Annotated in this window: 22 protein-coding genes; 11 read left to right on the top strand and 11 right to left on the bottom strand. The window is 68.1% G+C overall.

Annotated elements, in window-relative coordinates; translation table 11 throughout:
* Positions 1 to 39: 39 nt before the first annotated feature.
* Positions 40 to 528: a flagellar basal body rod protein FlgB gene (flgB, locus tag ACV229_RS06500; RefSeq protein WP_448082287.1), complete on the bottom strand. Its 489-nt coding sequence runs from the start codon at positions 526 to 528 to the stop codon at positions 40 to 42.
* Between the two features lie 204 nt (positions 529 to 732).
* On the opposite strand from flgB, the gene flgA reads away from it, so the two are divergent.
* The 4 genes from flgA to ACV229_RS06480 all read left to right on the top strand — a co-directional run bounded on the left by flgA (position 733) and on the right by ACV229_RS06480 (position 4592).
* Positions 733 to 2058 carry a flagellar basal body P-ring formation chaperone FlgA gene (gene flgA / locus ACV229_RS06495; protein WP_448082286.1) on the top strand — a complete coding sequence of 442 codons (1326 nt, stop codon included), beginning with the start codon at positions 733 to 735 and terminating at the stop codon, positions 2056 to 2058.
* A gap of 140 nt (positions 2059 to 2198) precedes the next feature.
* Entirely contained in the window at positions 2199 to 2534 is a 336-nt protein-coding gene (gene flgM / locus ACV229_RS06490) for a flagellar biosynthesis anti-sigma factor FlgM (RefSeq protein WP_448082285.1), read from the top strand.
* Between the two features lie 79 nt (positions 2535 to 2613).
* Positions 2614 to 3054 carry a flagella synthesis protein FlgN gene (locus ACV229_RS06485; protein WP_448082284.1) on the top strand — a complete coding sequence of 147 codons (441 nt, stop codon included), beginning with the start codon at positions 2614 to 2616 and terminating at the stop codon, positions 3052 to 3054.
* 170 nt (positions 3055 to 3224) lie between these two features.
* Positions 3225 to 4592, top strand: a complete 1368-nt coding sequence (locus tag ACV229_RS06480) for an SGNH/GDSL hydrolase family protein (protein ID WP_448082283.1) — start codon at positions 3225 to 3227, stop codon at positions 4590 to 4592.
* Between the two features lie 92 nt (positions 4593 to 4684).
* Here the strand turns inward: ACV229_RS06480 and ACV229_RS06475 are convergent, their stop codons facing one another.
* Positions 4685 to 6544 (bottom strand): M24 family metallopeptidase, encoded by a 1860-nt coding sequence (locus tag ACV229_RS06475; protein ID WP_448082282.1) that lies wholly within the window; start codon positions 6542 to 6544, stop codon positions 4685 to 4687.
* Positions 6545 to 6968: 424 nt separating this feature from the next.
* Here ACV229_RS06475 and ACV229_RS06470 point away from each other — a divergent pair, with 424 nt between their 5' ends.
* The gene (locus ACV229_RS06470) at positions 6969 to 7847 is read left to right on the top strand and encodes a helix-turn-helix domain-containing protein (RefSeq protein WP_448082281.1); all 879 of its coding nucleotides are present in this window, start codon (positions 6969 to 6971) and stop codon (positions 7845 to 7847) included.
* Between the two features lie 25 nt (positions 7848 to 7872).
* Here ACV229_RS06470 and ACV229_RS06465 read toward each other — a convergent pair whose 3' ends face one another.
* The 4 genes from ACV229_RS06465 to ACV229_RS06450 form a co-directional block, all read right to left on the bottom strand.
* The gene (locus ACV229_RS06465) at positions 7873 to 9114 is read right to left on the bottom strand and encodes a multifunctional CCA addition/repair protein (protein WP_448082280.1); all 1242 of its coding nucleotides are present in this window, start codon (positions 9112 to 9114) and stop codon (positions 7873 to 7875) included.
* On the bottom strand, positions 9111 to 9758 hold the full coding sequence (locus ACV229_RS06460; protein ID WP_448082279.1) for a glutathione S-transferase family protein: 648 nt from the start codon (positions 9756 to 9758) through the stop codon (positions 9111 to 9113). Before ACV229_RS06460 ends, ACV229_RS06465 begins: the two co-directional genes overlap by 4 nt.
* 23 nt (positions 9759 to 9781) lie before the next feature.
* Complete coding sequence (locus tag ACV229_RS06455) at positions 9782 to 10744, bottom strand: complex I NDUFA9 subunit family protein (RefSeq protein ID WP_448082278.1); 963 nt, start codon at positions 10742 to 10744, stop codon at positions 9782 to 9784.
* A 106-nt stretch (positions 10745 to 10850) separates the two neighbouring features.
* Positions 10851 to 12803 (bottom strand): transglycosylase SLT domain-containing protein, encoded by a 1953-nt coding sequence (locus ACV229_RS06450; protein WP_448082277.1) that lies wholly within the window; start codon positions 12801 to 12803, stop codon positions 10851 to 10853.
* An 8-nt stretch (positions 12804 to 12811) separates the two neighbouring features.
* On the opposite strand from ACV229_RS06450, the gene ACV229_RS06445 reads away from it, so the two are divergent.
* Positions 12812 to 13420 carry a 5-formyltetrahydrofolate cyclo-ligase gene (locus ACV229_RS06445; RefSeq protein WP_448082276.1) on the top strand — a complete coding sequence of 203 codons (609 nt, stop codon included), beginning with the start codon at positions 12812 to 12814 and terminating at the stop codon, positions 13418 to 13420.
* 183 nt (positions 13421 to 13603) lie between these two features.
* On the opposite strand, the gene ACV229_RS06440 is transcribed toward ACV229_RS06445, so the two are convergent.
* A complete protein-coding gene (locus tag ACV229_RS06440; protein ID WP_448082275.1) occupies positions 13604 to 14116 on the bottom strand; it encodes a winged helix DNA-binding protein in 513 nt (170 codons plus the stop codon).
* Between the two features lie 148 nt (positions 14117 to 14264).
* Between ACV229_RS06440 and pxpB the strand changes: the two genes are divergently transcribed.
* The 5 genes from pxpB to ACV229_RS06415 all read left to right on the top strand — a co-directional run bounded on the left by pxpB (position 14265) and on the right by ACV229_RS06415 (position 17565).
* Positions 14265 to 14921, top strand: a complete 657-nt coding sequence (gene pxpB, locus ACV229_RS06435) for a 5-oxoprolinase subunit PxpB (protein ID WP_448082274.1) — start codon at positions 14265 to 14267, stop codon at positions 14919 to 14921.
* Positions 14918 to 15994 carry a 5-oxoprolinase subunit C family protein gene (locus ACV229_RS06430; protein ID WP_448082273.1) on the top strand — a complete coding sequence of 359 codons (1077 nt, stop codon included), beginning with the start codon at positions 14918 to 14920 and terminating at the stop codon, positions 15992 to 15994. Before pxpB ends, ACV229_RS06430 begins: the two co-directional genes overlap by 4 nt.
* Before the next feature lie 61 nt (positions 15995 to 16055).
* Positions 16056 to 16820, top strand: coding sequence for a 5-oxoprolinase subunit PxpA (pxpA, locus tag ACV229_RS06425; RefSeq protein WP_448082272.1), 765 nt, complete (start codon positions 16056 to 16058; stop codon positions 16818 to 16820).
* Between the two features lie 209 nt (positions 16821 to 17029).
* Positions 17030 to 17218: a hypothetical protein gene (locus ACV229_RS06420; protein WP_448082271.1), complete on the top strand. Its 189-nt coding sequence runs from the start codon at positions 17030 to 17032 to the stop codon at positions 17216 to 17218.
* An 80-nt stretch (positions 17219 to 17298) separates the two neighbouring features.
* A complete protein-coding gene (locus tag ACV229_RS06415) occupies positions 17299 to 17565 on the top strand; it encodes a hypothetical protein (RefSeq protein WP_448082270.1) in 267 nt (88 codons plus the stop codon).
* 475 nt (positions 17566 to 18040) lie between these two features.
* Here the strand turns inward: ACV229_RS06415 and ACV229_RS06410 are convergent, their stop codons facing one another.
* The 4 genes from ACV229_RS06410 to ACV229_RS06395 all read right to left on the bottom strand — a co-directional run bounded on the left by ACV229_RS06410 (position 18041) and on the right by ACV229_RS06395 (position 22598).
* On the bottom strand, positions 18041 to 18685 hold the full coding sequence (locus ACV229_RS06410) for a LuxR C-terminal-related transcriptional regulator (RefSeq protein ID WP_448082269.1): 645 nt from the start codon (positions 18683 to 18685) through the stop codon (positions 18041 to 18043).
* Positions 18686 to 19448: 763 nt separating this feature from the next.
* A complete protein-coding gene (locus ACV229_RS06405; protein ID WP_448082268.1) occupies positions 19449 to 20597 on the bottom strand; it encodes a TraB/GumN family protein in 1149 nt (382 codons plus the stop codon).
* A complete protein-coding gene (locus ACV229_RS06400) occupies positions 20590 to 21606 on the bottom strand; it encodes a peptide ABC transporter ATP-binding protein (RefSeq protein ID WP_448082267.1) in 1017 nt (338 codons plus the stop codon). Before ACV229_RS06400 ends, ACV229_RS06405 begins: the two co-directional genes overlap by 8 nt.
* Positions 21603 to 22598 carry an ABC transporter ATP-binding protein gene (locus ACV229_RS06395; RefSeq protein ID WP_448082266.1) on the bottom strand — a complete coding sequence of 332 codons (996 nt, stop codon included), beginning with the start codon at positions 22596 to 22598 and terminating at the stop codon, positions 21603 to 21605. Before ACV229_RS06395 ends, ACV229_RS06400 begins: the two co-directional genes overlap by 4 nt.
* Position 22599: the final 1 nt, after the last annotated feature.

Here is a 22599-nt window from a genome sequence, read left to right as displayed (position 1 = left end):
GAGGCTCCTTGCTTGCGGTTCGGGGGCGCGGTCGCGCGGTCACGAATTCGACGTGATCGCGGCGATCATCGCCTTGATCTGCTGGGTCATCACGGTCATCCCGGTCTCGTAGTGCAGCGCGTTGTTCGCGAACTGCACGCGCTCGACGTCGAGATCGACCGTGTTGCCGTCGAGCGCCGGCTGCATCGGCACGCGGTATTGCGCGCGGCCGTAGTCGTCGGCCGGCCCGCCCGTCGGGATCAGCTTCGCAGTGCCGGTCATGTGGCCCGGCGCCGTCGACACCATCGACATCCCGCTCGTCACGCCGGCCGGCTGCGCCATCGCGAGCGGCGCCGCATTGCTCGGTGCGAGCGCGCCGCCCGTCTGCTTCAGCGAACGGGCGAGCGTCGACGCGAAATCGACGTCGCGCGCCTCGTAGCCGGGCGTGTCCGCGTTCGCGATGTTCGACGACAGCAGTTCCTGCCGATAGGCGCGCACGTCGAGCGCCTGACGGCCGAACGCGAATTCGGCATCGAGTCTGTCCAGCATCTGTGCGTCTCTCCGTTTGCAGCGCTGACCCGCTCTTTCGCCGCACGGCGGCCAAAGAGGCTTTTTTCCATGACATGCATGGTAGGCGGCGCACGCAACCGTCAATCGGGCGAATAACGCGGCAAAGCCCCCCTCTATTCATCGTTTGCGCGGCGGCCCGGCTCCCTAGAATGCAAAGCGGATCAACGGATCGAGGACACGGCGATGACTCCCAGCGGATTTCGCAGCGACGACGGACGGCGGCCGCGCGCGCGGCGCGCGTTCGCGCTCGCCGTGGCGCTGGGGACGGCGCTGTGCGCGGTGCTGTGGGCAGTCCCGGCGGCGGCGCAGGCCGCGGACGACGGGATGATCGTGATTCCGGGACGCGGCGAAACGGCCGAATCCGCGCTCGCGAATGCGAATGCGGCGAGCAGCGGCCGGCTTCCCGGGAACGTGAATGCGGGCGCGATGCCGGAGACGGCGGGCGTGCCCCGCACGACGATGGGCGCGGGCATGTCGGGAATCGCGGGACAGGCGCCGGGCGTCGCCGCGGCCGTTGCTGTCCGGCCAGAGGCCACGCCCGCCATGATGCCGGCGGTAAACACAGCGGGGATGCCGGCACCGATGCCGGCCGGCCACCCCGCCTCGGCTTACGGCGCCGCACATCCGGCTCAGCCGGCGGCCGCCGATCCGGTCCGGATCGTCACGGTTGTCTCGGGCACGCCCGGCGAGCCTGCACAGGACACCGCCCGTGCCGCGCCCCGGCCCGCGTTCACGCCGCGCCCGGCGGTGCCGCGCGCGAACGCGATGGCGGCAGCGATGCGCCCGCCGGCGACGGCCCCCGCTTCCGCTACGGCGATGCGCACACCGGCTGCGGCCCCCGCCTCCACCCCGGAGACGGCCGCGCCGGCAGCCGCCGTGCCGCCCGGCCAGCAGGATCCCGACACGATCCGCCGCGCCGCGCTCGCCTTTCTCCAGCAGCAGATCGCCGGCCTCCCCGGCAAGACGACGGCGACCGTCGCGACCGCGTTTCCGCGCGGGCTCGCCGCCTGCACGACGCTCGAGCCGTTCCTGCCGACCGGCGCGCGCCTGTGGGGCCGCACGACGGTCGGCGTGCGCTGCGCGGGCGAACGGCCGTGGACCGTCTACCTGCAGGCGAAGGTCGCCGTGCAGGCAACCTATTACGTGGCCGCGCGGCAGATCGCGCCCGGCGAGGCGCTGACCGCGGCCGACCTCATCGCGCGCGACGGCGACCTGACCGTGCTGCCGCTCGCCGTGATCACCGATCCGTCGCAGGCAATCGGCTCGACCGCGCTCGCGCGCGTCGCCGCCGGGCTGCCGTTGCGGCAGGACATGCTGAAGAGCGCGGCGTCGGTGTCGGCCGGCCAGACCGTGCGGGTGGTCGCGGCCGGGCCCGGATTCACGATTTCGGCCGAGGGCAGCGCGCTCGCGAATGCGGCGCCCGGCCAGTCGGTGCGGGTGCGGATGGCGGCGGGACAGATCGTCACCGCGATCGTCAAGGACGCAGGTACGGTGGAGATTCCGCTTTAGGGCCTGTTCCCGCCGGTCATCGGGGAGCGCCGTTGTAAGAATGCAAAGGATTGTTTATTCGGGGGAATCGCCCGAAACACGATGCTAAAGTTTGGCCCCGCCATGCCGTTATCTGGGTCAAACCGTACAGGAACACCATCGTGAAGATCGATTCCACGCCTACCCCGAACACCCGCACCCCGGCCGCCGGCACCGGCGCGGCCCGCACGCAGCAAGGCGCGCCCGCGGCGTCCGGCGAGCAATCGGCACCCGCCGGCGCGGCCGGCGGCGACGCGACCGTGAACCTGTCGGGTCTGTCCGGACAATTGCGCACGATGTCGGCGTCCGGCAATGCGGACATCAATACCGGCCTCGTCCAGTCGATCAAGGACGCGCTGAACAGTGGCACGCTGACGATCGATCCGGGCAAGATCGCCGACGGCGTGTTGAATACCGCCCGCGAGCTGCTGCAGCAGCAGCGCCCGCAGGGCAGCTGAGCCGGCCCGACAGGCCGGCGCCCCGTTTTTTTTTGCCGGCGTGCGAATTGCCGCGCGCCGGCGTGACGAGCGAGACGCGATGAGAGACGAGCTGCTGGCCACGGTCAACGACGAACATGCGACGGTCGAAGCGTTCGCGTCCCTGCTCGCCTACGAAGAGAAGGCGCTGACGACGCCGGAGCCGCTCGCGATGCTGCCAGTCATCATCGAAAAGAAGAGCGTGCTGCTCGACCGGCTCGCGCAGCTCGAACGCGCGCGAGACACGCAACTGTCGGCGCTCGGCTTCCCCGGCGGCAAGAAAGGGATGGACCAGGCCGCCGAACGCGACGCGCGCCTCGCCGGCCGCTGGCACCTGCTGCAGCAGTCCGCCGAGCGCGCACGCCAGGCCAATGCGACCAACGGGATGCTGATCCGGATCCGGATGGACTACAACGAGCGCGCGCTCGCGGTGCTGCGCTCGGCGCCCGCGCCGAGCGGCGTCTACGGGCCCGACGGACGGGTTGCCGCGTTGATGCGCTGACAGGCTGGCATCCTCGGCGGCCGACGACCCGCGTCCGGGCCGTCCCGCCACACCCCGGTTCACCATACATTCCGCTTCGACAGACCGGACCCCAGTCCGGCACATGCGTCCCCCCGATACGCGGCAGCGCAGCCGCGCTGCCTGATCCAATAACAGATCGGAGGGCATCGATGCTTCATTCCCGTATTGCATTCACGTACCGCCCGGCCGCCGTGGCCACGCTCGGCGCCGCGCTGACGCTCGCCGCCACGCTCGCCGCGTCGCCCGCATTCGCCGGCCCGGCCCCGCTGCCGACGCCGACTGGCGACATGACGCTGTCGCCGGCCGGGCCGCTGGTTGCGCCAGCCCGTGCGCCGGCTGCCCGGCCACCCGGCGCCTCGCCTCGCGCCGCATCGCGCGGCAGCGACACCTACACCTACCTGCGCTGCTGGTACCGGATCAGCGACGATCCGCTGAAGCCCGAGGCGACCTACGAGTGGGCGCGCGATCCGGCGGGCGGCGACTGGTATCGCGTCCCCGGCTACTGGTGGGCCGACGGCATCACGCAGTGGAAGAATATGTTCTACAGCACGACGGCGCAGGACACGCTCGCCGACGTGTGCCGCCAGACGCTCGCCGCGCGCGGCATCCGTGCCCCCCTGACGCAGGCGGTCGCGGCGAACAACGCGCTGTCGTTCAATTACACGATCTGGACGATCGACGCCGCGCAGCAGGACGCGCGGGTCAACAAGCTGATCGTGTTCGGCGACAGCCTGTCCGACACCCAGAACATGTTCAATGCGAGCCAGTGGAAGCTGCCGAACGGCACGAGCTGGCACGCGGGACGCTTCAGCAACGGGCCGGTGTGGGCCGAATACGTCGCGAACGCGCTGCGGCTGCCGTTCTACAACTGGGCGATCGGCGGCGCGGCGACGGACCAGCACCTCGTCGTGCCGGGCCTCGTGCAGCAGATCGACTCCTGGCGCGAATACATGGACCGCGCGCCGGACTACCGGCCCGGCAATACGCTGTTCGTGGTCTTCGCGGGCGGCAACGATCTCGTGAACTACGGCCGCACGCCCGAGCAGGCGGCGAATGCGATGCAGGACAGCCTCGAGCGGCTCGCCGCGGCCGGCGCGACGCGGATCCTGCTCGTCACGCTGCCGGACGTGTCGCGCGCACCGGTGTTCGCGACGCGCGACGACACCGTGAGCGTCGCCGCGCAGGTGAAAGACTACAACCGGCGGCTCGCCGACGCGGCAGCCGCCGTGCGTGCCCGCTACGGTGCGACGCTGCGGCTCGAGGTGTTCGACGCGTACGCGCCGTTCGACGACCTGCTGAGCCACCCCGCGCAATACGGATTCGACGATGCGAAGCGGTCGTGCCTCGACATCCCGAAGCCGTCGTCGTTCACCTACCTGGCCGCGCAGACGCCGCGCGCGGACTGCCGCGACCCGGCGCGCTTCGTGTTCTGGGACACGCTGCACCCGACGACGCGCACGCACGCGTGGCTCGCGGAGCGGATCGCGCCGTTCGTGCGGGCGCGATTGCTGAACTGATCGGGCGCCGGATCCGGTTTCGGTGATCCGCTATCGATGATCGATGGACGGCGGGCGGCAGACGCCGCCCGCCTCGGCATTGCCGACGGCGCTTACAGCAGCGGACACGGCGTCACCTGCGTGCCCCGCTCGACGCACAGCTGCTCGTAGTCGCGCAGGTAATCGCGTTCTTCGTCGGTCAACAGGTCGAGATCGATCAGGTCCCAGTCGTAGCCGACCGCGACGATGTTCTCGAACGTCACCTTGTCCGGCTCCTGCTCGCTCGGATGGATGATCACGATGTTCTCGATCCGCACGCCGCCCTTGCCCGGCACGTAGATGCCCGGCTCGACCGAGATCACCGCATTCGGCACCAGGCCGTACTTCGACCCCGGCGCGAACCGCACCCCGCCTTCGTGCACGTGAATCCCGACGCCGTGCCCGGTGCCGTGGCCGAAATCGTAGCCGTGATCGCGGCACACCTGCCGCACGGCCGCATCGACGTCGCCACCCGACGCGTCCTTCGGGAAAGGCGTGACGAGCCCCTTGATGCAAGCCTTCAGCGCGACGGTGTAGATCTCCCGCTGCCACGGCTGCGCGACCGTATCCGGGCGGGTCCGGCGCAACACGACGCGCGTGCAGTCCGTCGCGAAGCCGCCTTCGTAGTACGCGCCGCTGTCGAGCAGCACGAGCTCGCCTTCCGTCAGCTCGACGTCGGCGCTCGCCGCCGTGTAATGCGCGGACGCGCTGTTCGCGCCGTTCGCCGCGATCGACGGGAACGTCAGCGCCACCGCCGAGCGCGCGCCGTACGCGTCGTTGATCACGCGGGCCAGGTCGTATTCGGAATGCCGCTGCGCCGGCCCCCCCTCGCCCCCTGTCTTCGCCCAGCGCATCGCGTCGGCGATCGCCGCGCAACTGCGCACGAACGCGTCGCGGAACTGGTCGAGCACTTCCGGCGTCTTGCCGACCCGCATCGCCTCGACGGGACTGAAGTCGGCATGCCGCGCGCGCGGCCACACACGGCGCACCGTCTCGACGAGCGCACTGTTGACCGACTCGAACCCGTAGCACACATGTTCCGCCACGAACTGCGCGAGGAAGCGTTCGAGCTCGACGAAGTCGCGCCGGATCACCTGCAGCACCGGATACGATTCGAGGGCGACCGGGCAACGGTCGCAGCCTTCCGGCAGGAACAGCACGACCTGCGCGCCGACCACGAACAGGAAGCCCAGGTGCGACGACGCATTCGGAATGTGATAGCCGCGGCTGTTCAGCAGGTAGCCGAGGTCGTCCGACAGGCAGGTGACGAACGCAGTCCTTCCCTTTGGCGCCCCGGTGTGCGCGGCGAGCCGCTGGCTCAGCGTCGCGATGTTCTGCGCGACGCTCACGCCGGTCATCGATTCCGGCAGCTCGAAGATCGGCCGCTCGACGACCCAGCCCGGCAGCGCGATCGCCCGGTCGATTTCGCGGCCGACGAGGCTCGTCCAGTCCAGCTTCGCCGCTTGCGTGCGTTCGAGCAGCCGGTCGCGCTGCGCGACGCTGATCCGCAGCCCGTCGTAGCCGACCCGCTTCAGCCGGTCTACGCGGGCCGTGAGCCAATCGGCCATCGCCAGCCACATCGAGTCGTTCAGCCCGAGCTTCTCGATGTGCACGCGCGCCGGATCGCACTGCTTTTCGGCCTGCAGGTGATAGCGGCCGTCGACGAACAGCACGAACTGCGGGACGCCGAGCGCCTGCGCAGCGGCCGCGCTCAGGAAGATGCCGGCGCCTGCCGAGCCGTCGAAGCCCGATACCGCGTAGCGCGGGTTGTTGCGGCGCGGCAGGTACTCGGTGATGAACTCGTCCTGCGACGTGACCACCACGGCGTCGAGCTGCACGGCGTCGAGCAGCCGCGACAGCCCCGCGTGCGTATCGTCAACGGATGCGTCATACGGAGGAAGGCCGGAGAAACTGTATTTCAGTCGATCGATCATCGGATGCCCACTTTGTTCTTTGTTGTCAGAGCGCGCGCGGCCACCAGTCCGCACGACCGCACGGTTGCGCGTCCGGCGCACCGTCCGATCGCCATGCCGGTCGCGATGCCGGTCCATGCGGAAGCGCCCCGCGAATTTTTGTCTCACTTAAATTTTGATGCGGTGCGAGAGAATCTAGAACGCGCCCAAATTTAGGTCAAGCTAAAATTTTAGTGACACTGAAATTCGCGTCCGGTGTAAAACCCGTGTGCGGCACGCACGGCATGGAAACCGCCCGGACGACGCTGCGCGGTACAATGCGCCGGCATCGTCGCCCGAGCGGCCGTGCTTCGTGCTGTGTGCGGACGATTGGCGGAACAGGCAGGTCCACGGGACTGCGCCGCCGCCTCCGCTCGCCGTCTACTCGTTGCCACGAAAGAGATTCATGGATTCAGACCTCATGCGTATCGGCCAGCGCATTCGCCGCCTGCGCCGGGAATCGAAGAAAACGCTGCTGGAAGTCGCGACCGAAGCCAAGCTGTCGGTCGGGTTCCTGTCCCAGGTCGAACGCAATCTCACGGGCATCTCGATTTCGTCGCTCGTCAACGTCGCCAAGGCGCTGAACGTGCCGATCGGCGTGCTGATCGACCAGCCGCGCCAGGCGCAGCCCGATTCGCATCAGGGCAGCCGCGAGTCGTATGCGGTCGACAGCACGTCGCAGTGCTACGAGCGCCTGTCCACCACCTTCGACGGCAGTCTCATCAACGCCGTCAAGGTCCAGATGATGGAAGGCTACTGCTCGGAATGGGTCGCGCATGGCGGCGACGAGTTCGTCTACGTGCTGTCCGGGCAGATCTGCTACACCGTCGGCAAGAAGGATTACCCGCTGTCGCCCGGCGATTCGATCCACTTCGACGCGCACAAGAAGCACCGTGTCGCGAACGTGGGCGTCGGGCCCGCGGAACTGATCGTGGTCGGCACGCTGCCGCTGTTCGACGACAGCCATGCCGAATTCGCGTCCGGCTCGACCGACATCACGCAACCCGACAGCGACGCCAGGCTGCGCCCCGGCGAGCCGCGCGTGAGCCGCTGCCTGCCGACGCCGAAGCGCGGCCGCGCCGCGGACCCGCTGCAGCCGGGCGCGATGCGGCCTGCCGTCAGGAAAGCCGGGAAAACGGACAAGGCAGCAGACAAAGCAGCGGACAAAGCAGCGAACAAAACGGCAGACAAGACGGCCTCCGCCAAGCCGCGCGCGTCCGCCGGCAAGCGGGCGGCGGATGCCGCCGCCCCGGTCGGCAAGCGCGCCGCGCGCAAGAAGAAATAACCCCCGCAGGCCGGTCGACCCGGCGCTATTCGCCGATCTCGAGCGCGCGCGCGACCGCCTGGATCCGCGCGCGATGCACGGCGTCCTTGATCTTCACCGCGTCGTTGCCGATCTCGCGCGCGATCGCGCCCGCATCGACGCTGCGCGCCGCCGAGAGCGCCTCGCGCAGCCGCTCGGCCTGCGGATACGGCTGCGTTTCGAGCCCGAGCCGGCCGCGCGCATCGGCTTCGCACGCCTGCACCATCTCGGCGAAACGCGCGGGCTTGCGCAGCGCGTCGGTGCGTTCGAACAGCCGCACGAGCGCCGCCGCGCCCATCTCCATCACGCGATGCAGGTTGCCGTGCTCGCGCGCGACGACGAGCGCGAGGTCACGGCATTCGTTCGGCACCCGCAGCCGTTCGCACAACGGCTTCAGCAGATCGACGCTGCGGCCTTCGTGGCCGATGTGGCGCGGCAGCACGTCCTCGGGCGTCGTCGCCTTGCCGAGATCGTGCGTGAGCGCCGCGAAGCGCACCGCGAGCGAATAGCCCTGCTTCGCCGCATGGTCGACCACCATCATCACGTGCACGCCCGTGTCGACTTCCGGGTGGTAGTCGGCGCGCTGCGGCACGCCCCACAGCGCATCGACCTCGGGCAGGATGCGCGCGAGCGCGCCGCATTCGCGCAGCACCGCGAACATCCGCGACGGCCGCGCCTCCATCAGCCCGCGCGCGATCTCCTGCCAGACCCGCTCCGCGACGAGCGCGTCGGCTTCGCCCGCCTCGACCATCCGCCGCATCAGCGCGAGCGTCTCGTCCGCGACCGTGAAACCGGTGAAGCGCGCGGCAAAGCGCGCGATGCGCAGGATCCGCACCGGATCCTCGACGAATGCGTCGCTCACATGCCGGAACACGCGCGCGCTCAGGTCCGCCTGCCCGCCGAACGGATCGACCACCGGGCCGACCAGCGCGCCGTCCGGGCTCAGCTCGCGCGCCATCGCATTGATCGTCAGGTCGCGTCGTGCGAGATCCTCGTCGAGCGTGACGTCCGGCGCGTAGTAGAACTGGAAGCCGTGATAGCCGGCCGCCGTCTTGCGTTCGGTGCGCGCAAGCGCATATTCCTCGTGCGTGTCCGGATGCAGGAACACCGGGAAATCCTTGCCGACCGGCTTGAAGCCCTGCGCGGCCATCTGCTCGGGCGTCGCGCCGACCACGACGTAGTCGCGGTCCTGCACCGGCACGCCGAGCAGCTCGTCGCGGATCGCGCCGCCCACTGCGTACACGTTCATGGTATCGGCTCGTATTCTGCGATCACGCTGGTTTCGCGGCGCGCGTCGTCGATCCACCGCTGCACCGCCGGCAGCGCGGTCACGCGCTCGACGTAGCCGGCCGCTTCCGGCGACAGCCCCGGCGCGTACGTGTTGAAGCGCATCACAACGGGCGCGTACATCGCGTCGGCAATGCCGAACTCGCCGAACAGGAACGGCCCGCCCGACGCCTCGAGGCATGCGCTCCACATCGCGTCGATGCGTGCGACGTCGGCGAGCGACTCGGGCGTCGCGCCGCGGCCCGGCATCGATGCGCGGACATTCATCCCCATCTGCGAGCGCAGCGCCGCGAAGCCCGCATGCATTTCCGCCGAAATGCTGCGCGCGTGCGCGCGCTCGAGCGGGTCGGCCGGCCACATCGGGAATTGCGGATAGCGCTCGGCGAGCGTTTCCGCGATCGCGAGCGACTCCCAGATCGCGACGCCGTGGTCGTCGATCAGGCACGGCACCTTGCCGGACGGCGAATATTCGAGGATGCGCGCCGTCGTGTCGTCGCGGCGCAACCCGATGACGATTTCGTCGAACGGGATGCCGAAGTGCGCGAGCAGCAGCCACGGCCGCATCGACCACGACGAATAGTTCTTGTCTCCAATGACGAGTTTCATGACGGATTTCCAGAAAGGGAAAACTAGCGCCGGCGCGAGCGGAACCAGTCGAAACGGGACCGCATCGCCGCGTCGCCGAGATAGGCGGGCACGATGCTTTCGAGACTCACGGGCTGGATGCCGAGCTCCGGCGCGAGCGGGCCGGACAGCACGTTCGGCACCGACATCGACGCGAGGTTGTCGCGCGTGATCACCGGCTCGCCCGGCAGGCATTCGAACACGCTCGCCTGCAGCCGCGCAAGCATGTCGGGCAGCCGTACGATCCGCGCCTCGCGGCCGACCAGCGTACCGCAATAGCGGACCAGCGCCTCGAGCGTATAGACCTTCGGACCGCCGAGTTCGTAGGTCTTGCCGCGCGCCACCGCCAGATCGAGCGTATTGACGAACGCGCGTACGACGTCGCCGACGAACACCGGCTGGAACTGCGCGTCGGGCATCGCGAGCGGAATCACCGGCAGCGTGCGGTGCAGCCGCGCGAACGTATTGAGGAACGCGTCGCCGGGCCCGAACACGACCGACGGGCGGTAGATCGTCACCGCGAGCGAGTCGGTGGCCGCGAGCGCATGCAGCGCGGCCTCGCCGTCGCCCTTCGAGCGCTGGTACATGCTCGCGCCTTGCGAATTCGCGCCGAGCGCGCTCATGTGCAGCAGGCGCCGCACACCGGCGTCGATGCACGCGCTCGCGAGCGCGGCCGGCAACGCGACGTGCGCGCGCTCGAAGCCCGGGCCGTACGGCGTGCCGTGGCCGCCGTGCAGCACGCCGACGAGGTTCACGGCCGCGTGCGCGCCCGCGACGAAGCGGGCCAGCGTGCGCACGTCGAAGTCGTCGAGCTCGACGATCTCGACCGGCAGCATCGCCAGATGGCGCGCATGGTTGCGGCGCCGGGTGCCGATCCGCACCTGCTTGCCCGCATCGACCAGCGAATTCACGAGCCGGCTGCCGATGAAGCCGGTGCCGCCCAACAGCGCAATGGTCTGGCGATCCATGTTCGATGCTCCATCGCGCCGGTTCGCGCCCGTCGCGGGCGAGTGAACCGGCCCTAAAGCACACTGCCGCGTCTCGCGCGGCAGTGTGCAGGTTGGAAGTTGCCGATCAGGGCGAGATCATGCCTAGACGCTTCTTCAACGATTGAGGCTTGCCTTCGAAGAGTGCCGCGTAATAGACCGTATTCGACAGCACGTTCTTCACGTAGTCGCGCGTCTCGTTGAACGGAATCGTCTCTGCGAAGATCGCGCCTTCGACCGGCTGCGTCAACACCTGCCGCCACTGGCGCGGCCGGCCGGGCCCCGCGTTGTAGCCGGCCGTCGCGAGCACCGGCGAGCTGTCGAAGTTGTTGTAGATGTCCGCCAGGTACCAGGTGCCGAGCTGGATGTTGGTATCGATGTCGTGCATCTGCGCGCGCGTGATCGTGCCGAGGCCGAGCTTCTTCGCGACGAGCTGCGCGGTGGCCGGCATCAGCTGCATCAGGCCGCCCGCGCCGACCGACGAACGCGCGTTCGTGACGAAGCGCGACTCCTGGCGGATCAGCCCGTACGCCCACTCGATGTCGAGGCCCGTCGACTGCGCGTAGCGCTCGACGATGTCGCGATACGGCGACGGGTAGCGCAGCGTGAAATCGTGCTCGGCCTTCGTGCGGTCGGCCGTGTTGACCGTGCGGTCGAGCAGGCCGACGCGCTTGCCGTATTCGGCGGCCGCGAGCAGCTGCCGGTCGGTCATCCCGCGCAGCGGCCAGTTCCATTCGCGGTTGCCTTCGAGCCGCAGGTTCAGATCGTAGAAGCGCTGCGCGAGCGCGAAGCCCGGCACCTTGCTCATCTCGTTGATCTCGGCGTCGCTCACCGTCGTGCGCGGCGGGACCTTCGTGCGCTGGCCGAGCTCTTCGCCGGCGAGCTGGCCGTAGAAGTTGAACTGGCCCGCGATCTGCTCGAATTCCTGGTTCGCCTGCAGCGTGTCGCCGCTTTGCTTGAGCGCGCGCGCGTGCCAGTAGACCCACGCCGGATCGTCGCGCAGCGACGGCGGCATCTGCTCGATCGACCAGCGCACCATCGGCCAGTTGCCGACCAGCAGCGCACTGCGCGTGCGCCATTCGTACCCGGGGTTCGACAGCGGCGCATTCGCCGATTTCGCATACCAGACCGACGCGAGCGGCGAGCGCTTCAGCGCGCCCTGGTAGCCGACCGCGCCCCACGCGATCGCCTGTTCCTGCTTCGTCAGCGACGGCGCGATCGACGTGAGCATGCCGGCGGCCTGGTCCGGATCGTTGCGCGCCAGCCGGCCGATCGCGATCAGCGCGAGCTGGTGCGACGTCGCGTCCGGACCGATGGCACCCGCGAGGAACAGCGGCGGCGCGCTGGTCGCCTGGTCGAACGCGACCGGGCGCGCGCCGAGCGCATCGACGATCTTGCCGCCGACCGTCGTGAAGTTCTGCTCGAACGCGAGCCGCGCCTGCTGCCAGACGTCGTCGCTCGAGAACTGCTGGTTGACCGTGAGCGCGGTGATCAGGTCGACGCACGCGTCGCCGTAGTTCTTCGGGTCGACGAGCAGCGCGCGCGCCGCATCGGCGACGTTCTCGCCGCGCGCCGCGCGCGATTCGAGCGCGTAGCACTTGACCTGCGTGTCGTCGTCGAGCACGAAGCGCTTGTACTGGTCGTCGAAGTTGCGCCAGTCGTGACGCGCGCCGAGCACGAGCAGGTAGTCGTTGCGCATGCGGTCGGCGATCGCCTGGCCGTCGTAGCGCTGCAGGAACGACAGCACGGGCGCATCCGGCGCATCGACGCGTGCGCGGCCCGTGGCATCGAACAGCTGCGGCTTGATCTGGAAATACTCGAGGTAGGACGGCGCCGGATAATTCGGGATCGTCGCGGCGAGCTGCGCGGCCTTCGCGGCATCGTTGCGGCGCGCGGCTTCGCGAAGCTGGATGAAGGTCTGGTCGTCCCCGGCGAGCGTGTCGTCGGACGGCGCGGCGCACGCAGCCGTGCCCGCGACGAGCGCGACGGCCGAAAGCGTCAGCGCGACCGCGCGATATACTCGAAAAAGGCTGTTCGACATCGTTTTGAATGGAGCACGAAGTGAACGAAAGCATAGCACGCAACCCCTCCGCCGAACGGAAGGCTGCCCTGCGCAAGACGCTGTCGGAAGCCCGTCGCGACGCCGCGTCGCAGCCGTCGCCGAACGCAATGCTCGATGCGCGGTTGCGTGCGCTGCTCGAACGGCTCGCCCCCCGGACGGTCGGGTTCTACTGGCCGCTGCCGGGGGAATTCGACGCGCGCGCTGCGGTGCTCGCGTGGTGCGCGGCGAGCGCCGGCCGGCAGGCGGCGCTGCCCGTGATCCGCGAACAGCGCGCGCCGCTCGAGTTCCACGCGTGGGATGACGCGACGCCGATGCGCGAAGGGCATCACCGGATCCCGGAACCGGCGTCGGGCGTCGTCGTCGTGCCGGATCTGTTGCTGATTCCGTGCGTGGGATTCGATACGTGGCTGTACCGGCTCGGCTATGGCGGCGGCTATTACGACCGCACGCTCGCCGCCTGGCCCGGCGCCGCGCTGCCCGTTACCGTGGGCATCGCGTACGAGGCCTGCAAGGTCGACGCGCTGCCGACCGAAGATCACGACCTCGCGCTGCGGTGGGTCGTGACGGACGAGGAAACCTACGTGGCCGACGCCTGAGCGCGGCGGCACCGCACAACCGCACTCGGCGGCGCACCGGATCATCGCCCGGCGTTGCCGCCATCGCGCGACGAAAGATCACCGAAAGCCTCACGCCACGCCATCCGGGCGCGTCAAGAAACCGTCGCAATCTCCAGCCTACACTCCGCTACGCCGCCCGGCCGCGCGCGGCGTCGCGCCCGCCTACAGCGATGCCGCCGCCCGCGCCGCCGTGTCGTACAGCCCGGACGCATGGCGCAGCAGCTGCGCGGCGTCGCCGATCTGTTCGTTGGTGAGGCCGCTGTCCTTGAGCGTCTCGATCAGGCAGTGCTCCCGCACCTCGCGGTACTTGAGGCACAGGTCGCGCCCGGCGTCCGTCGCGAAGAAGAACACTTCCTTGCCGCTCTTCTCGCTCTTCACGTAGCCGCGGGCGATCAGTTTTTTGAGCGCATAGGTCGCGACGTGCGTATCCTCGATGTTGAGCACGAAGCAGATGTCGGCGAGTTTCTTCTTGCGCTCGCGATGGCTGACGTGATGCAGCAGCGACACTTCGACCGCCGTCATGTCCTTCGCGCCCGCCGCCGACATGCAGCGCACCATCCAGCGGTTGAACGCGTTGCCGGCCATGATGAGCCCGTATTCGAGCTCCGAAAGCTCCGCGCTCGAATCGGAAACGAGGTGTTCGGACGAGACGATCTTGGTCGGATGACGCTTCATGGGCAGGCAGCGCAAGCAGGATGTCAGGGTGTGCAGAGTGTACGTCAGATGCCCGCGCGTGCACGCTAGGCATAAACGCTTATTAGGAAGATATCGATAATTTATTGACAATGTACGCTAACATTGCCGTCCGAACCGTGCCAGTCCGATGACGCATCCACGCATATTCCCGCTCGGCGACGCTGCGCTCGTCTGCGAAGTGCCGCCACCCGCCACGCTCGACTGCCAGCGCCGCATCTGGGCCGTTGCCGAGGCCGCACGCGCATGGCCGCACGTCGTCGACGTCGTGCCGGGCATGAACAACCTGACGATCGTGTTCGACGTGCTCGCCGCGTCCGCCGACTCGCTGTCGGCCGCGCTGCGCGACGCGTGGGAAACGGCCGACGTCGAGCACACGAGCGGCCGCGAGGTCGAGATTCCGGTCGAGTACGGCGGCGCAGCCGGGCCCGACCTCGCAGCCGTCGCCGCACACACGGGGCTCACGGCCGACGAGGTCGTCGCGCGCCACGCGGCCGCCGAATACGTCGTCTTCTTCCTCGGCTTCCAGCCGGGCTTTGCCTATCTAGGCGGCCTCGACGCATCGCTGCACGCGCCGCGCCGCGCGGCCCCGCGCCTCGAGGTGCCGGCCGGTTCGGTCGGCATCGGCGGCGCGCAGACAGGTATCTACCCGGCCACGTCGCCGGGCGGCTGGCAGCTGATCGGCCGCACGTCGTGCGTGCTGTTCGATCCATCCCGGCAGCCGCCGACGCTGCTCCTGCCCGGCGACCGGGTGCGCTTCACCATTGCGGGAGTCCACGCGACATGAGCCAAAGCAAAGCGCCGGGCAGCATCGAGGTGCTGCGGGCCGGCCCGCTGACGACGGTGCAGGATCTCGGCCGCAGCGGCGCGCGCCATCTCGGCGTCGCGCAGGGCGGCGCGCTCGACAGCCTCGCGCTCGAAGTCGGCAACCGGCTCGTCGGCAACCGCCCCGACGCGGCCGCCGTCGAGATCACGATCGGCCCGGCCGCGTTCCGCTTCACGCGCGCGGCGCGCATCGCGATCACCGGCACCGAATTCGGCGGAACGCTCGACGGCAAGCCCGTCTATTCGTGGTGGAGCCTGCCGGTCGTTGCCGGCGCGACACTCACGCTGCCGGCCGCCAAGCGCGGGATGCGCGGCTATCTGTGCATCGCGGGCGGCATCGACGTGCTGCCGATGCTCGGCTCGCGCAGCACCGATCTCGCGTCGCGCTTCGGCGGCCTCGGCGGCCGCGCGCTGCGCGACGGCGACCGGCTGCCGGTCGGCGTGCCGCCGGCCGGTGCCGGGTGCCTCGCGCCCGACGCAACCGACGCACCCGAGTTCGGCGTGAAGGCGCCGGCGTGGTGCGCGTTCGCGCGCGTCGACGAGCCGCCGCGCCGCCACCGGCCCGCGCACGCGCCGTGGGCGATGCCGGTGCGCGTGCTGCCGGGCCCCGACTACGCGTCGTTCGCCGCGGACGCGCAGCAGGCGTTCTGGGGTGAGGAATGGCTCGTGACGGCCAACAGCAACCGGATGGGGTATCGTCTCGCAGGTGTCGAGCTGGTACGCGAGCGGCCCGCGGAGCTGCTGTCGCACGCGGTGCTGCCCGGCACGATCCAGGTGCCGCCGAACGGCCAGCCGATCGTGCTGATGAACGACGCGCAAACGACGGGCGGCTATCCTAAGATCGGCACTGTGATCCACGCGGATCTGTGGAAGCTCGCGCAGGCGCGGCTGAACCTGCCGATCCGCTTCGTGCGCACGACGCCCGAGGCTGCGCGCGACGCGCTCGCCGCCGAGCGCGCCTACCTGCGACAAATCGACGTCGCGATCGAAATGCGGGAAGAAGCGCGCGTGCGCATGCAATCGCGCGCGGCATGAACACGGGAGACCCGGCGCCACGTCCAGGGGGCGCACCATCATACGGATGGACGGAAACATCATGGAAATCGATCTGAACGCCGATCTCGGCGAAGGATGCGGATCGGACGAGGCGCTGCTCGAGTTCGTCACGTCGGCGAACATCGCGTGCGGCTGGCACGCGGGCGGCGCGAACGCGATGCGCGACTGCGTGCGCTGGGCCGTGCAGAAGGGCGTATCGATCGGCGCCCACCCGAGCTTTCACGATCCGGAGAATTTCGGCCGCAAGGAAATGCAGCTGCCGGCCGAGGAGATCTACGCGGGCGTGCTGTACCAGCTCGGCGCGCTGTCGGCCATCGCGCAGGCCGAAGGCGGCCGCATCGTGCACGTGAAGCCGCACGGCGCGCTGTACAACCAGGCCGCGCGCGATCCGCTGATCGCCGACGCGGTGGTGTCCGCGATCCACGATTTCGATCCGTCGCTCGCGGTGTTCGGGCTCGCGAACAGCGTGTTCGTCGCGGCTGCGCGGCAGGCAGGGCTCGCCGCGGTCGAGGAGGTGTTCGCGGATCGCGGCTACCGCGCGGACGGCTCGCTCGTGCCGCGCAGCCAGCCGGGCGCGCTGGTCGACGACGAGCAGGAAGTGATCGCCCGCACGCTCGACATGGTCGGCAACCAGCGGGTGCGCGCGGTCAGCGGCGAATGGGTGCCACTCAATGCGCAGACTGTCTGCCTGCATGGTGACGGGCCGCATGCGCTGGCGTTCGCGCGGCGGATCCGCGCGGCGCTCGAAGCCGCGGGCGTCGATGTCGTCGCGCCGGGGGCGCTGCAGGCGGGGGAAGGCGCATAGCGCGATCGTGGCTGTGGGTCGTCGCGACGGTAACCCGGCTAATCATAAACGCGGCTGCGAGCCGCGTTTTTTATGTGAATCTTCAATTCGACCCAAAAACCGTGAGAAATTCCATATTTCCGGGAGAACGGACCAGTGATAAGTTAGGCACCTGAGCGGTTGACCGGATTGGCCGGTCACTTGTCTCAAATTTATAGGAGGCCTAACTCATGCGCGTTTTGACAAAGAGCGAACTCGATCAGACAAGTGGCGCGATTACTTGCACACTCAATCCGAATCCGATCAATCTTTCTGATCTGGCAATGGCAGCAGCAACTGGTGCAGTGGTCAGTCCGCAAATGGCGCTTCTTCTCGCCGGGGCGAATTACGTATCCCAAAGCTGGATTTGCCGGTTCTGACCTTATCGATAACCGGACCTTCCGGGTTGGGGCAATTTTCCGCCCCGACCCGGCGAGCCGCAAAAAGAGAACCAAAATCAATGAAACTCAGCACTGTCAAAGGCATCCTGAAAAGATACTGGGCCTACGGTATTTTTCTCGCACCGCTTGCCCCCCGTTTTGGAGGCGCCTGGAGAGGAATCCTAGCGGCCGCGATCGTCAGAACATTGGTATTTGCGATTCCTTATGCGATCGTGCTTCATACATTCTCGCCGGCAACACTGTTCGGATGGCCGCTTGCCACTTCTGCCGTTTTTCTCTATTCACTGTGGCTTGAATTCCGCTTGAATCGCAAACACCGACACTGACGTTACCCATCGTCACGTGATATCGCTACCCTGCTTCCTCGCCCGACGACACCCACCTGCCCCCTCCATTCCGTCAGCGCCCTTTCGCGGACGAATAGCGTCGCCGCATATGCATGCGCGTCGACGAACCTCCGACGGTTCACATCGGTCAATGAACATCAAAGCCATAACTGCCGCCGCAAGGAAATTTGCCAAGTACGGCATCTTCATGGACCCGCTTGCCCCCGCCTGGGCGGCGGATGGATCGGCATCCTGGCGGGCGGTGCCGTCAGGGGACTCGTATTTTCCGTACTGTCCGCACTGGCGGTGTACTTGCTGGGCACATGGGAGCTTTTCAAATGGAGCGCGGGGGCCGTCGTTTTCCTCGTGTATTCGATCTTGCTCGAAATGGACTTGAGCCGGCAAAGGCAACGGTGACGTCCGCGCCCCCATCGACTCAAGCTTGAATCATAAGATCCGGCACTGACGCTACGCACTATCCGGTAGAACGCTCCCCCGGTGCAAATCCGCCATCCCCGCCCTCGCACCCATCGATCATCCCGAGCGCGATCGCTCGCGTAATGGCATGCGTGCGATTCCTGACCTGCAGCGCCTGCATGGCGTTCGCGATGTGATTGTCGACCGTGCCGACGGCAAGACCCCGCTTCACCGCGATCTCCTTCGTCGAATACCCTCGGCAGAGCAACGACAGGACATCCCGCTGACGCCGCGTCAATCGCACGCCGGGATCGTCGCTCGACGCGACTTCCGGAAACACCCGCTTTCCGTCGAGTATCGATTGCAATCCTGTGGAGAACGCGTCGAGCGGCATCGACTTCACGAGGTACGCGATCATGCCGAGACGCTTTGCCTCGGCAATCCAGGACGGATCATCGGTGGCCGTGACGATTGCACACCGGTCGGCGACGCCCCATGCGTGAAACTGCCGGGCGAGGGCAATCCCATGGGCGCCGGGCACGTCGAGATCCAGCAGAATCCGGTACCAGGCCGGAGCGCGACGAAACGTGTCGATGGCGCTGCCTGCACTGTGGCAAATCGTTACCGCAAGACTGTCGTCGATGTCGGCAAGCGCGCCTTCTATCGCATTCGCGACAATCGGATGTTCGTCGATGATCAGCACCGGCCCGCCATTCCGCCCTCGTTCCACCGCTCCGCTCCTGTGTGCGCCTTCCAGCAGAACTTGGACCGTGACACGACGACCATCTCGAAACAATAGCGCGCGATCCAACTTGCTCGAGCACGCTCGCTCGCGCGGCAGACCGCTGCGGCGACAATGGCGATTCGTGAGGAACAACGGCGATTTTCTGCTGCACGCAGGCGCCGGATATCGCGGCGGACAAAAAGATCGGAGCACACGATGCGCCCCAAAACAAAAAAGCGCCCATAAGGCGCTTTGCTGTTGGCTGAACAGGCCACTGCGGCCGACCGTCAACGTCGAAGCCGTCTGACGACGGCGACCGGAATGCCATGCTCCGGATCAAAAAACGTCCGCCGCCGCCCGCTACTGCTTCCCCCGGCCGGAACGACGGAACGTCGCTCTTATCCGCAAGTCGGCCCGCATGCGATTGGTATCGGACGATGGTTGGCCCCGCCGTGCATGCAGACACTTCCGCGGCCGGCACGCAATGCACGTGCCGGCAACGCTAACCCCGCGCTTTGTTTCTGCTACCCCGTAGAACTTACCGCTTTTAGATTCTTTTCAATTTTTCAACTTATGGGATGAAGAATAGATATTGCCGGATCGGGATGTCAATCGTTTTAAACGCCATTTTCTGACGATTCGAGGGTTTTCCTTACGGATGCGCACCGCCGCGCGGACCGCCGTCGCCGCGCCCGGATCGTCAGTCAAACGGGGGAGGATCGAGGGAACGATCAGCGCCCGATCAGTTCGCGTCGACCCGGTATCCTTGCTGGCGCAACAGTTCGAGCACGCCGCGCGGGCCGCCCAGATGCAGCGCGCCGATCGCGACGAACAGCGGCCGGTTCGGTGCGGCCATTGCCGTCATCCGTGCAACGAAGCGCCGGTTGCGCTCGTACAGGATCTTGCTGTCGATCGACGCCGACAGCACCTTCGAACGCGCGAGCCGCTCGCTCTTCGCGACCGCCCACGCGGCCAGCGCATCGGCGTCGCCGATCCGCCACAGCCGGTGCAGCGCCTTGATGTCGTCGGCGTTCTGCTCGGGCGTCTGCACCATGTCCTGCGCAAGCATCTCGCGCTGCTCGGCGAGCGTGAGCCCCGTGAACGCGCGCATCTGCTCGGCGAGCGTCTCGAGCCCGACGACCTTGCCGCCCTGCTTCCTCAGGTACACGTTCTGCAATTGCGCCTCGGTGCCGTACTCGGTCTGCAGGCCGGCCGCCAGCGAATCGTAGGTCTCGACGACGAGCGCGGCGAGCCACGGCCGCATCTTGCGGATCTCCGACAGTGCGGCCGGATTGCCGCGCAGCCGGCCCGCGAGCCGCTGCCACAGCGGCTCGGGCAACAAACGCGGCAGGCATGCGTAATTGCAGACGCCGTATTTCGACACGTCGTCCTGCGATTCGAGCAGGTCGTCCGGCGACAGTTCGAGCGCGAGCGTCGGCGAGGCGGCGAGCGCCGCGAGGATGCGCGGCCGGAACGGCTGCGCACTCGGATAGTCGGCCGGGTCGCCGGTGTGCAACGTGCCCAGCAGGTAGATCGTCGCCCGGCCCTTGGTCGCGACATAGAACGGCATGCGCGCGGACTGCGCGCGCACCACGCCGCTCGCGACCGTGCCGTTCGACGCGGCAGGCGGCGTATGGAAGCCCGGCAGGCTCATGCCGGGCGGTGGCACCTGCGACGGGTGGAGCGGCGCCGTCGCCGGCGCGCGCCCCTCGGCCCGCGCGAGGTCGACGGAGACGGACAGGCTGGCCGCCGCGCACGCCCCGGCCAGCGCGGCGCCGGTCACGGTGCGCACGCTCCAGCGGCGTGCGTTGCGGTACGCGCGACGCACGCGCGTACCGCCGATGCGCACACGGCGCGCAGTCGCATCGCGCGCCGCCAGGCCTTCAGGCATTCGCCTCCCCTACCTCCTCGGCGCGATGGCAGGCCACGTATCGTCCGTCGACGTCGCGGAGCTTCGGCTCCTCGGCGCGGCAGCGCTCGACCGCATACGGGCAGCGCTGATGGAACGCGCAGCCCGACGGCGGATTGAGCGGCGACGGCAGTTCGCCCTGCAGCTTGATCTGCACGCGGCGGTCTTCCTCGAAGATCGCCGGCGTCGCGGACATCAGCGCACGCGTGTACGGATGGCGCGGACGCGCGTAGATCGTCGCCTTGTCGCCGAGCTCGGCGACGCTGCCGAAGTACATCACCATCACGTCGTCGGCGACGTGCTCGACCACGGCAAGGTTGTGCGAGATGAACACGTAGCTCGTCTTGAACTGCTCCTGCAGGTCCATGAACAGGTTCAGGATCTGCGCCTGGATCGACACGTCGAGCGCGGACACGGGCTCGTCGGCGACGACGATCCGCGGATCGAGGATCATCGCGCGCGCGATCGCGACGCGCTGCCGCTGGCCGCCCGAGAACATGTGCGGATAGCGCTTCGCATGCTCGGGCCGCAGGCCGACCGTGCGCATGATCTGCGCGATGCGCTGCGCGCGCTCCTGCGCGGTGAGGTTCGTGTTGATCTCGAGCGGCTCGGCGAGCGTCTGCTCGACGGTCTTGCGCGGATTGAGCGACGCGAACGGGTTCTGGAACACCATCTGCACGCGGCGGCGCAGCTCGGCGACCGTCTGGCGGTCCGCGCCCGCGACGTCCTTGCCGTCGATCGTCAGGTGGCCGGACGTCGGCGTCTCGATCATCGTCAGCTGCCGCGCGAGCGTCGACTTCCCGCAGCCCGATTCGCCGACGACGGCCAGCGTCTTGCCGCGCTTCAGCGTGAACGACACGCCGTTGAGCGCCTTCACCGTGCCTTGGCCGAACATGCCGCGCTTCACCGTGTAGTGCTTCGCGAGCCCGTCGGCGACCAGCACCGCGTCCTCGTCGTGCGGCGCGCGAGGCGTTTCGTGGACAGCATTCATCGTGCGCCTCCCGTCAGGTCAGGTTTCGAAAGATTGAGCGGCTTGATGCAGCGCACGCGCATCGCGTCGTTGCCCGGCACCAGCGTGTCGAGCGCCGGGCGCGCCTTGCGGCAGTCGTCGACGACGTACTTGCAGCGCGGCGCGAACAGGCACCCGGACGGGCGATCATCGCGGCCCGGCACCATGCCCGGCAATGCGGCAAGCCGCCGCGCCCCCTTATTGTGCTCGGGAATCGCCGCGAGCAATGCTTCGGTGTACGGATGATGCGGCTGCGCGAAGATGTCCGGCACGCGGTTGGTCTCGATGATCTCGCCCGCGTACATCACGGCAACGCGCTGCGCGACTTCCGACACCACGGCGAGATCGTGCGAGATCAGCACGAGCGCCATCCCGCGCTCCTTCTGCAGCTTCACGAGCAGGTCCATGATCTGCGCCTGGATCGTCACGTCGAGCGCGGTGGTCGGCTCGTCGGCGATCAGCAGCTTCGGGTTGCACGCGACGGCCATCGCGATCATCACGCGCTGGTTCATCCCGCCCGACATCTGGTGCGGGAACGAATCGATGCGGCTCTTCGGGTCGGGGATGCCGACCTGGTCGAGCAGCTCGAGCGCGCGGCGGTTGAGTGCGTCGCCGCGCAGCCCTTCGTGCAGCTTCAGCACTTCCTTGATCTGGTAGCCGACCGTGTAGCTCGGGTTCAGGCTCGTCAGCGCGTCCTGGAACACCATCGCGATGTCCTTGCCGACGATCTTGCGGCGTTCCTTCGGCGACGCCTTCAGCAGGTCCACGCCGTTGAACGTCACTTCGTCGGCCGTCACCTTGCCCGGCGCGTCGATCAGGCCCATCAGCGCCATCATCGTCACGCTCTTGCCCGAGCCCGATTCGCCGACCACGCCGACCACCTCGCCCGGCGCGATCGACAGGTTGATCCGGTCGACGGCGGGCAGGCCGTTGAAGTTCACCGCGAGATTGCGGATGGTCAATAAGTCTTTCATG

It is taken from the genome of Burkholderia sp. MR1-5-21 (assembly GCF_053427715.1).
Note: the sequence above shows the minus strand (reverse complement) of the source record. Positions and strands in the feature narration are given on the sequence as shown.